The 10,198-nt window shown below is 69.2% G+C and carries 10 protein-coding genes; 3 read left to right on the forward strand and 7 right to left on the reverse strand.

Annotated elements, in window-relative coordinates; genetic code table 11:
• Window positions 1-2 precede the first annotated feature (2 nt).
• Window positions 3-1,163, reverse strand: coding sequence for a hypothetical protein (locus B0F77_RS25205; protein ID WP_086665453.1), 1,161 nt, complete (start codon window positions 1,161-1,163; stop codon window positions 3-5).
• A gap of 238 nt (window positions 1,164-1,401) precedes the next feature.
• On the opposite strand from B0F77_RS25205, the gene B0F77_RS25210 reads away from it, so the two are divergent.
• Window positions 1,402-4,812: a WD40 repeat domain-containing protein gene (locus B0F77_RS25210; protein WP_086665454.1), complete on the forward strand. Its 3,411-nt coding sequence runs from the start codon at window positions 1,402-1,404 to the stop codon at window positions 4,810-4,812.
• A gap of 4 nt (window positions 4,813-4,816) precedes the next feature.
• On the opposite strand, the gene B0F77_RS25215 is transcribed toward B0F77_RS25210, so the two are convergent.
• Complete coding sequence (locus B0F77_RS25215; RefSeq protein ID WP_086665455.1) at window positions 4,817-5,365, reverse strand: YbaK/EbsC family protein; 549 nt, start codon at window positions 5,363-5,365, stop codon at window positions 4,817-4,819.
• 155 nt (window positions 5,366-5,520) lie between these two features.
• Between B0F77_RS25215 and B0F77_RS25220 the strand changes: the two genes are divergently transcribed.
• The gene (locus tag B0F77_RS25220; protein WP_086665456.1) at window positions 5,521-6,276 is read left to right on the forward strand and encodes a MerR family transcriptional regulator; all 756 of its coding nucleotides are present in this window, start codon (window positions 5,521-5,523) and stop codon (window positions 6,274-6,276) included.
• Window positions 6,277-6,303: 27 nt separating this feature from the next.
• Here the strand turns inward: B0F77_RS25220 and B0F77_RS25225 are convergent, their stop codons facing one another.
• The 5 genes from B0F77_RS25225 to B0F77_RS25245 form a co-directional block, all read right to left on the reverse strand.
• Window positions 6,304-6,852 carry a DJ-1/PfpI/YhbO family deglycase/protease gene (locus B0F77_RS25225; RefSeq protein ID WP_086665457.1) on the reverse strand — a complete coding sequence of 183 codons (549 nt, stop codon included), beginning with the start codon at window positions 6,850-6,852 and terminating at the stop codon, window positions 6,304-6,306.
• Between the two features lie 9 nt (window positions 6,853-6,861).
• On the reverse strand, window positions 6,862-7,518 hold the full coding sequence (locus B0F77_RS25230) for an alpha/beta fold hydrolase (protein WP_086665458.1): 657 nt from the start codon (window positions 7,516-7,518) through the stop codon (window positions 6,862-6,864).
• On the reverse strand, window positions 7,515-7,790 hold the full coding sequence (locus B0F77_RS25235; protein ID WP_086665576.1) for a DUF2516 family protein: 276 nt from the start codon (window positions 7,788-7,790) through the stop codon (window positions 7,515-7,517). The genes B0F77_RS25230 and B0F77_RS25235 overlap by 4 nt, the downstream gene beginning before the upstream one ends.
• Window positions 7,791-7,954: 164 nt before the next feature.
• Window positions 7,955-8,629: a hypothetical protein gene (locus tag B0F77_RS25240; RefSeq protein WP_143466899.1), complete on the reverse strand. Its 675-nt coding sequence runs from the start codon at window positions 8,627-8,629 to the stop codon at window positions 7,955-7,957.
• Between the two features lie 5 nt (window positions 8,630-8,634).
• Complete coding sequence (locus B0F77_RS25245) at window positions 8,635-9,012, reverse strand: helix-turn-helix domain-containing protein (RefSeq protein ID WP_169730979.1); 378 nt, start codon at window positions 9,010-9,012, stop codon at window positions 8,635-8,637.
• 118 nt (window positions 9,013-9,130) lie between these two features.
• Here B0F77_RS25245 and B0F77_RS25250 point away from each other — a divergent pair, with 118 nt between their 5' ends.
• On the forward strand, window positions 9,131-10,198 hold the full coding sequence (locus B0F77_RS25250; protein WP_086665460.1) for a methyltransferase domain-containing protein: 1,068 nt from the start codon (window positions 9,131-9,133) through the stop codon (window positions 10,196-10,198).

Raw genomic sequence — 10,198 nt, forward strand, 5'->3', positions numbered from 1 at the left:
GCTCAGCCGATCGAGCTGAGCGGAACGGCGAAGATCGCGCGCCGGTCGATGAAGGTGCCGCCGTCCAGGGACCAGGCGTGCTCGGCGACGGTCCAGAGCTTTCCGGCGGTCTCGTTCGCGCCGTGCTCGTGGTAGAGGTCCTCGCCGCCGATGGCCCAGCTGTGGGTTTTCGTGGTGTCACCGACCGAACCGGAGTACATCCAGCTGTGGCTCCGGCTCGAGCTGCGGCCGAGGTAGTAGTTGTTCTCCCAGGTCTGGACGCCCTGGATGTTGCTGCGCGGCATGGTCACCACGTCCTGCGGGACGGCCTTGCCGTTCGTCAGCACGGGCTTCCGGGTCGAGGCGTCGACCTGGTACCTGGCCACGCGGCCGCCGTCGACCGCGGCGTTGGTGCTGCGGCCGTCGCGGTATTCGCCGACGACGAGCGTGTCCGGGGTCGTGCTGCGGTCGAGCGACAACGACGAGAAGCACATCCACGTGGCGCTGGGCACGCAGGCTCCGGGGGTGGAGTACTCGGGCTGCCGGTAGGTGGCGACCTGGGGCAGCACGTACTTGTAGTTGTGGGCGTAGTAGGTGCTGCCGCTCTTGCCGATGCTGTCCTGCGCGTCGGACACCTCGAGGAGGCGGTTCAGGTCGAACACCCGCAGACCGACCTTGGTGTCGGCCACGTACAGGTAGTTGTTCAGCCAGGCGATCCCGCCGGCGTGGATCGGGACGGCCTGGTAGTCCGGGGTCGTCGTCTTCGTCGGCTCGACCAGCAGCGCGTGCCGGTACTTGCGGTTCTTCATGTCGACGAACGAGATCCGCACGCCCTTGTTCGGCGCCGACAGGTCGTAGTACCAACTCACGAGCAGCACTCGGTTCTCGCCCCAGAGGCCGTCCTTGTCCGCGTCCGCCGAGCCGGTGATGCCCTGCGGGATCCAGTAGGCGACCTTGCTGTCGCCGGGGTCCCAGCAGAACTTCTCGCTGCTGTGCAGGATCTGGCCGGACGACAGCGGGTAGTCCGTTCGGTCGTAGTTCTCCGGGAGCGCCTGCTGCTGCGCGGTGTTGCAGGACGCGATGTCCCGGTTCGCGTCACGCAACAGGGCGGCGACCGACGTCGTGGTGCCGACGGCGGTCTGCAGCTTCTCCGCGTACGGCTCCAAGCTCCAGTCGGGCGTCAATGCGAATGCACCCGTTGGACGGCTGTGGATTAGGTCGTCTGCCGCATCTTGGGCCTGCGCGTGCAACGCGACACCCGGCAAGGCCAGTGAAGCTACTAGTAACGCCACGTACCAGCGTCTGGTCATCGTCACTCCTGCTCAGCCCTGATTTCGTTGCGTCATCAGGTTTAGAGCGAGTTGAGTTGATCAGGCAGTGGCGCAGGCGCTGATCAATCAACTCAGATCAACTGGAGTTCGAGTGGGTAGACGAGAGCGGCCGATCAATCCCGAGGAAGGCCCGGTCCAGCGGTTCGCGTGGGAGCTGCGGCAGCTGCGGGAGAAGGCGGGCTCACCGAACTACCGAACGCTCGCCCAACGCGCGCACTACTCCGCCACCGCGCTGTCGCAGGCCGCCGCGGGCGAGCAGCTGCCGTCGCTGGCGGTCGCGCTCGCGTACGTCCAGGCATGCGAAGGCGATGTGGGCCAATGGGAGCAGCGTTGGCGTGAGGCCGCCAAGGGGCAGGACGACTCGACTCCGTACCTCGGGCTGGCGGCGTTCGGGATCGGCGACGCCGACCGGTTCTTCGGACGGGACCACCTCGCCGCCGACCTCACCGGCCGCATCCGAAGACAGCGCGTCGTCGGTGTGTTCGGGCCGTCCGGGTCTGGCAAGTCCTCGTTGATCCACGCCGGGGTGCTGCCCGCGCTGACGGACTGGACGGTGCTCACCGCGACGCCGACGACCTGGCGCGGCGGCAAGGCCGATCTCGTGGTGATCGACCAGTTCGAGGAGTTGTTCACCCACTTCGACAGCGCGGTCGATCGGGAAGCGTTCGTCGCGTCACTGCTCGATGGCGACAAACGGGTGTTTCTGGCCGTACGGGCGGATTTTCTCGGTCACTGCGCCACGATTCCCGCGCTGGTGGACGCGTTGCGCGACGCCCAGGTGCTGGTCGGGCCGATGACCGACGAGGAGTTGCGGGCCGCAGTCGAGCTACCGGCGATGCGAGCCGGGTTGAAGGTGCAGCCGGACATGCTCGCCGCCGTGATGGCCGACGTGCGAGGACAGTCGGGCGCGCTGCCGTTGTTGTCGCACGCGCTGCTGGAAACGTGGCGAAGACGCGACCGCGGCCGGCTGACGCTCGACGGCTACCGGGAGAGCGGTGGTGTCGCCGGCGCCGTCGCCGCGACCGCCGAGAGCACCTACGCCGAGCTGTCGAACCGCGGACGAGCCGTCGCACGAGCGGTGCTGTTGAGACTCGTGCAGACCCACGACGACGTGAACGACCTGCGCCGCCGGGCCCCGCTCGACGAGGTGCTGGCCGCGGGCCGGCCAGCCGACACCGCGCACGTCGTGAACGTGCTGGCGAACGCACGACTGATCGTCGTCGCGGATGGCGTTGTGGAGGTTGCGCACGAAGCGCTCGTACGCGCGTGGCCCCGGTTGCGGCAGTGGATCGACGACGACCGGGAGTCGTTGCGGCGGCACCGCGACTTCACCACGGCGGCGGCGGCCTGGCAGTCCACCGGCCGTGATCCCGGCCTGCTCTACCGGGGTGCCCGGCTCGCCGCGATGCGCGAACTGGCCGGGCGAATCGAATGGGCGGTGGCGTCCAACGAGCTGGAACGCGAGTTCCTGCAGGCGGCGGTGGACGAGGAGAACGCCTCCAGGCAGGCGGCGGACCGGCAGGCCCGCCGGTCGCGCACGCTGGTGAAATCGCTGGCCGGGTTGACCGTGGCGTGCCTCGCGGTGACGTCGATGGCCGTCGTGCAGAGCAACACCGCCCGGCGGGAACAGCAGGTGGCCGAATCACGCCAGATCGCCGTGCAGGCACAGGATCTCAGCGCGTCCTGGCCGGATGCCGCCGCGCAGCTCGCCGTGAACGCCTACCGCACGTCGGCCACCGCCGAGGCACGCGGGGCGTTGCTCAGCACGGCGGCCTACAAGCCCGCGCGGTCCGTGCTGAAAGATCACCGCGGGCCGGTTCGCGCGGTCGCGTTCAGTGCTGACAGTTCGTTGTTCGCCACCGCGGGCGATGACCACACCGTGCTGCTGCGATCACCCTCTTCTGCTGGTTCGTCGGCTGTTCTGGCGCAGCACAACGGTTCCGTGCGCGCGCTCGCGTTCATGCCCGGCGGCGCCGTGCTCGTGTCCGCTGGCGACGACCGGCGAATCATCTTGTGGGACACGAGAACGCACCTGCCGTTGCGGACCGTCTCTCTCGACGCCGAGATACGGGTGCTCGTGCTGACGGCGAACGGTTCGACCGCTGCCGTCGCGACAGCCGACGGCCTGATCTCCTTGTGGCGCACCGATGACTGGACACGGACGGGCACGGTCGCACACCAACTGGGCGAGGTACACGCGCTCGCGTTGAACGGATCCGTGCTCGCCGCAGGTGGGTCGAACGGCACGCTGGTGGTGGAGAACGGCGTCCAACGCACGTTCACCGATCACGACGCGCCGGTCCGCACGGTCGCGCTGAGCCACGACGGCCGCACCCTGGCGTCCGGCGGCGACGATCACCAGGTCGTGCTGCGCGTGCTGGCGACCGGCAGGACGTCCGGGCTGCGCCGACACGTCGGCGCGGTGCGCTCGGTGCAGTTCGACGCCACCGACACCAAAGTCGTGTCGACCAGCGACGACGGCAGCATCCGCTGGTGGACGGTGCCGGAAGGCGGGTGGCTGACCGGGTTGATCACCCGCACGCACCCGTTCTACGTGGCGGCGCTCAGCCCGGACGGCAACTGGTTCGTGGCGGGCGGTGACGAGAGCGTGAGCCTCTGGAGCCTGCCGCTGCCGCCACTGACGGGTCACACCACTCCGCCGGACGGCATCGCGCTCTCCCCGGACGGTTCGGTGCTGGCGAGCGGCGGGCGCGACCGGATGATCCTGTTCTGGAACCGCGAGGGCGAGCAGATCGGGCGCATCGACGTCCCCGCGCACGTGACCGCGCTGGCGTTCCGGACCGCGACCGAGATCGTGGCCGCCGACGTGCGCGGTGTGCTGACCGCGTGGCGGACCGACGGCCAGATCGTGCGCACGTGGCAGGTGCATCGAGGCGCGATCAAGAGCCTGGTCGTGGCCGGCGACCGCGCGGTGACCGGCGGGGTGGACGCCGCGGTCGTCGTCTGGGACCTGAAGTCCGCCGAACCGGGCCGGCCGCTGCCCGCCGGTCACTCGGGTCCGGTCAACACCGTGGCGTTCCTCGGCGACCTGGTGGTCTCGGGAGGAGCCGACGGCCGGGTGCTGCGGTGGCCCGGCGACCAGGCCGAGGTCGTCCGGGACACCGGCCCCGCGGTGAAGTCGATCGCCGCCGTACCTGGCTCGGACCTGCTGGTGGTCGGAGACGCGGGCGGCGAGGTCGCGTTGTGGGGCCCGCACGGCAAGGCGCGCACACTCGTCACCGGACGAGGCGCCGTCGGAGCGGTCACCGCCAGCCGGGACGGCACGACCGTGGCGGCGGCCGCGAACGACAGCCTGATCACGTTGTGGCAGGTCTCCGACGGTGCGCAGGTCGCCACGCTGACCGGGCACACCGGGCCGGTCAACGCGGTGCTGTTCGACGCCGACGGTGACCTCACGTCGTCCGGCCCTGACCCGCGGGTGATCAGGTGGGACCTCGACCCGGAGCAGGTGATCAGCCGACTGTGCGCGTCTGGCTGCTAGGGCCCTAGCGCGCCAGGTCGTCGAGGATCTCGGCGCCCGGCAGCTTCATCAGGACGTCGCCGGGGATGAGGATCTTGCTGCCCCGGATGCCGCTGCCCACGACCAGTTCGGGGGCGGCGGCCACCTCGGGTGACACCAGGATCGGCCAGTCCGCGGGCACACCGATGGGTGTGATGCCGCCGTACTCCATGCCGGTCAACGCCACAGCCTCGTCCATCGGCGCGAACGACGCCTTGCGCGCGTCGAGCCGTTTGCGGATGACGCCGTTCACGTCCGCGCGCATGGTCGCGAGCACCATGCAGGCCGCATAACGGATCTCGCCGCCGCGCTTGCCGGCGACGACCACGCAGTTGGCCGAGGCGGTCAGCGGTGAGCCGTAGTGCGCGCAGAACTCGGCGGTGTCGGCGAGAGTCGGGTCGATCTCGGCGACGGCCACCCGCTCAACGCCGTCCAGTGCCTTCAGCGCCGCCTCAACAGGCCCAGGCACCAAATCAAGCCGCGACAACACAGGAAAGGGTTCCAACGATCCAGCGATGGTCCACACGCCACCCATCCTGCCAGCCCGCCACCCCACCCCTGTTTTCCGCACGCGGGGCCCTTTCGTACTGACATAGCGCACGAAAGCTCCCCGCGTGCACTGAAAAGTCGCGTTGACTTTGACGTTGCGTCAACCTTTACGGTCGGAACAGAGCGCGAAGGGGGACCGAGATGGCCTGGTCGATCGCCCAGGTGGCCCGGATGTCGAAGGTGACGTCCAGGACGCTGCGGCACTACGACTCGATCGGGCTGCTGCCGCCGGCCTGGATCGGCGACAACGGTTACCGCTACTACGAGAAGGAACAGGTGCACCGCCTGCAGCAGATCTTGCTGCTGCGCGACTTGGGCCTGGGCCTCGACGTGGTGGCGGACATGTTGAACGGCACGGACCAGCTGACCGTCCTGCGCGACCACCACCGGTGGCTGCGCAAGGAACGCGAACGGCTGGACCGGCTCGCCAGCACCGTCGCGCGAACGATCGAAGAACTGGAAGGAGGGGACGAGGTGAAACTGGAAGAGCTGTTCGACGGCTTCGACGCGTCGAGGCAGAAGCGCCACGAGGCCGAACTGGTCGAGCGCTACGGCGAGGGCGTCAAGGAGCACATCGCCGAGAGCAGGCAGAAGCTCAAGAGCTGGACGCGCGCCGACGCGGACCAGTTCATGCAGCAGTGGCAGGACATCGCGCGGGAGCTCGGCGCCCTGTTCACCGCGGGCACGGCGATCGACGCTCCACAGACGCAGGAGCTGATCGACCGCCACTACCGCTGGATCTGCCTGAGCTGGACGCCGAACCGCGAGTCCTACAAGGGTCTCGGCGACCTCTACGTCGACTCGGACGAGTTCCGGGTGAACTTCGAGGTCAACGGCGACAACATGGCCGAGTGGGTTCGTGATGCCATGGCGCACTACGCCGAGACGCGGCTGTAAAGCGATGCGGGGGCTGCAGACCCCGCATTAGTCCAGGCCGAAGGCTTTCAGGGCCTCGCGGTTGAACGCCGGCAGGTCGTCGGGGTTGCGGGACGTCACGAGCGTCCACCCGTTCATGTCGCACACCCGGACCTCTTCGTCGGCCCAGTCGCCACCCGCGTTGCGGATGTCGGTCTGCAGGCTCGGGAACGAGGTCAGCATCTTGCCGCGCACCACGTTCGCCTCGACCAGCAACCACGGCCCGTGGCAGATCGCCGCGACCGGCTTGCCCGCCGCCACGAGTTCCTTGACCAGCTGAACGGCGTCGGCGTCCATGCGCAGGAAGTCCGAGTTCGCCACGCCACCGGGGATGACCGCGCCGTCGTAGTCGTCGGCCGCCGCGTCGGCGTACGTCGTGTCGACCGGGAACGAGTCGGCAGGCGTCAGGTGGTTGAAGCCGCGCACCTCACCGAGTTGCGGCGCGAGCAGCCGCGGCACTCCGCCGGCCTTCTCGACGTGCGTCCACGGATCGGTGAGCTCGACCTGTTCGATGCCTTCCGACGCGACCAGGAATGCGATCTTCTTCTGTTCAGCCATGCACGTCGGCTACCCGGCGAAGAACGAGACCAATCGGTGCCGTACCTCGGCGCGGTGGGTCAGCATCGGGGCCGGCGAGTCGACCAGCCAGAGTTCACCGTTCGGGAACGCCGCCGCCGTCGCCTTCGCCACGTCCTCGGGGTGCAGCGGATCTCCGACAGCGCCGATGACCAGCACCGGGATCTGCACCGACGCGAGCACCGACGCGTCCTCGACAGCGACCTGACCAGGTAGTTCCTCGGCCGCGGCGGTCAGTCGCCGCAGCGCCTCACGCCGTTCCGCCACGTAGATCGGCGGGCCCACGGTCAGGTCCGAGAGCTGCTGCATCGTGAACGACTGCCGCGGCTGGTCCAGCACCGCCGGGAGCAGCAGCGCGACCCGGTCGAAACGATCAGGTTCGAGCGAGAGCAGCCGCACCAACGCCCCGGCGCCCAGCGAAACGCCGACGGCGTGATCAGCCGCAACGGTGGCGAGGTCGGCGGCGATGCGGCCGTAGTCCCAGTACCCGGGCGGTGCGTCGGGCGCGTCACCGTGCGAGGGCAGCGTCACGACCACGCGGGTCCCAGGCAGCCCGGAGGCGGGGATCCGCGCCTCACCGGGCGTGGCGCCGAGCCCGTGGGCGACCAGGGTCACCGGCGAGCCGGAGCCGTAGGAGTTCGTGATCACCAACGAGGGCCGCGCTGCACCTCGATCAGTTTCGGCCGCACGTCGACCATGTAGACGAGCACGGCGACGAGACCCGCGAGCCAGAAGATCGACCCGAAGCTGTAGGGCGCGAACAGCAGCATCGCCGCGGCACCACCACCCGTGATGCCCAGCCAGGCGGGCTTGGTCATGCGCTCGGCCGCCGTGTACGCGTCCACGCGCTGGGTCAGCGCGTGGAAGAACGCGAACAGCCCGAGGACGGTGAACCCCACGTCGGCGAGGAAGTACACGATGCCGTCGAGGTTGTCGAAGGTGAATGCCGGCACGTAGAACACGGACCCAGACTACGTGCCGGTGCGCGAACAGGGGAGCGACCCCGACGGGCGGCTCCCCCGCGAACGCGAAAAAGGGGAGCGCACCGGGCGGTGCGCTCCCCTTTTCAGCTGACTTCAGCGACTCACTTGGTGGTGTTCGTCGTGGTCGTCGTCGTCTTCTTGGCCGCGGCGGTGGTGCCGGTGCTGCGGGTCGTCGTCGCGGGCTTGCGCGGCGCGGTGCGGTTCGCGGCCTTGCGGGTCGTGCTGCGAACCTCGTGCGCGGCCTCGCCACCGGCCTCGACGATCTCCTCGGCCAGCTTCTCGGCGCCGTCCTCGACCTCGTGGGCGACCTTCTCGCCGATCGAGCGGGTGCGACGGGTCACCTTGCCGAGCACGTCGTCCGCGAGCTCACGGGCGTCGGCGGCGGCGGACTCGGCGCGCTTCTGCGCGGCCTCGACAGCGTGCTCGACCTGCTCCACGGCCTGCTTGACCTGCGGCTGGGCCTTGATCTGCTCCAGCGTCTGCTCGCCCTGCTCGGCGAGGTAGGTGTACAGGTTCACCGCGGAGGCGGTGTAGGCGTCGACCAGCTTCTTGAGCTCGGCCGGCTGCAGCTTGTCGCGCAGGTCGCCCAGCTCGGTCGGCAGGTCCTTGGCCTGGGTGCGGGCCTCTTCCGCGCGCTCCTTGGCCTTGTTGAGGGCCTCGACGACCGCCTTGGCGGCGAGGTCACCGGCACCGAGCGCGGCGAGCAGCGCCTGGCGTGCGGCGTGGGCGCCCTGCTCGGCGGCCTTGCGAACGTCGTCCTGGGTGAGCTTCGGCATGGAGATCACTCCTCCTTGTTCTTGGCGGCGTTCTCCCGCCTGAAAGATTCGTATACGTCGAGCAGCACCTGCTTCTGCCGCTCGGTCAGATCGGTCGCGGCGACGATGGCGTCCGCCAACGCACCGCCTTCGCGTTGCTGGAGGATCCCGGCCTCGACGTAAAGCACCTCGGCCGAGATGCGCAGGCCCTTGGCGATCTGCTGAAGGATCTCCGCGGACGGCTTGCGCAGTCCTCGCTCGATCTGGCTGAGGTATGGGTTGGAGACACCCGCCTGCTTCGCCAGTTCCCGCAAGGAGATCTTGGCGGTGTTGCGCTGCTCGCGGATGTACTCACCGATGTTGCGGCCGAGGTCCGCGACTGCTTTGTCGATGGACTTGTCCACTGTTCCCGCTCCCGTTCCTCGTGCCACCAACTACGTTAGCGACGAGTGCTAGCTATTGCAAGCACCCTGCTAGCAACAGCTGCGTGTGCTCCGCCACAGGGATACCGTGGGAGGTGACATGGACGACGCCGGGGCCCTGCGCACCGAGCTGGCGGACCACCTGCTCGGCGATGGTGTGCTGCACGATTCCAAGTGGCTCAAGGCTTTTCGGGCCGTGCCACGGCACGAGTTCCTGCCGCGCTTCTACCGCCAGACGCACAGCGGTGCCTGGGAACGGGTCACCGCGAAGCACCCGGACTGGCTGGAACTCGTCTACGCCGACCGGGTGTGGGTTACCCAGTTCGACGGCGACGACACGGTGATCGGGGGCACACCCACCTGTTCGTCGAGCATGCCCACGATCATGGCGATCATGCTGGAGGCCCTGGAGGTCCACACCGGACAGACGGTCCTCGAAGTCGGCACCGGCACGGGCTACAACGCGGCTCTTCTGTGCCACGCCATGGGTTCGGACAACGTGACCACGATCGACGTCGACCGCAACATCTCGCAGCGAGCTCAAGATCGCTTGCGCCGCAACGGGTTCTTCCCGACCTGCGTCACGGGCGACGGCGCGCTCGGCCATCCGGAGCGCGCACCGTACGACCGCCTGCTCGCCACCTGCTCCGTCGCGACCATCCCGCCCGCCTGGCTGGAGCAGACCCGGCCCGGCGGTCTGGTGGTCACCACGCTGCACCGTCCCATCGGTGCCGGGCTCGTCCAGATCGTGTCGAACGGTGACGGCACCGGCGAGGGCAGGGTGCTCGCGGAGGACGGCCGGTTCATGCCGATGCGCGCGCACGCCCACCCACCCGCGCCGGCGGGCTCCGGCACGTTCGACCGCAGGGCCACCACGTTGCCGCTGGAGACCGTGGTCGACCCGGCCAGCCCGTTCGAGTTCTTCGCCGGCATCGCGCTGCCGGGTGCGGTCGCCGGCCAGGACTGGCTGGCCCATCCGGACGGTTCCTGGGTGCACCACCACGGCACGCACGTCGACCAGGGCGGGCCGCGCAAGCTCTGGGACCTCGCGGAGCAGGCCGTCGTCGACTGGCACGACCTGGGCAAACCCCGCAGGCACCAGTTCGGGATCACGGTCGGGCCCGGCGGAGGGTTCCTGACCCTGGGCAACCTCGACTGGCCCCTGTGA

It is taken from the genome of Lentzea kentuckyensis, from assembly GCF_002150765.1.
Classification (GTDB): Bacteria; Actinomycetota; Actinomycetes; order Mycobacteriales; family Pseudonocardiaceae; genus Lentzea; species Lentzea kentuckyensis.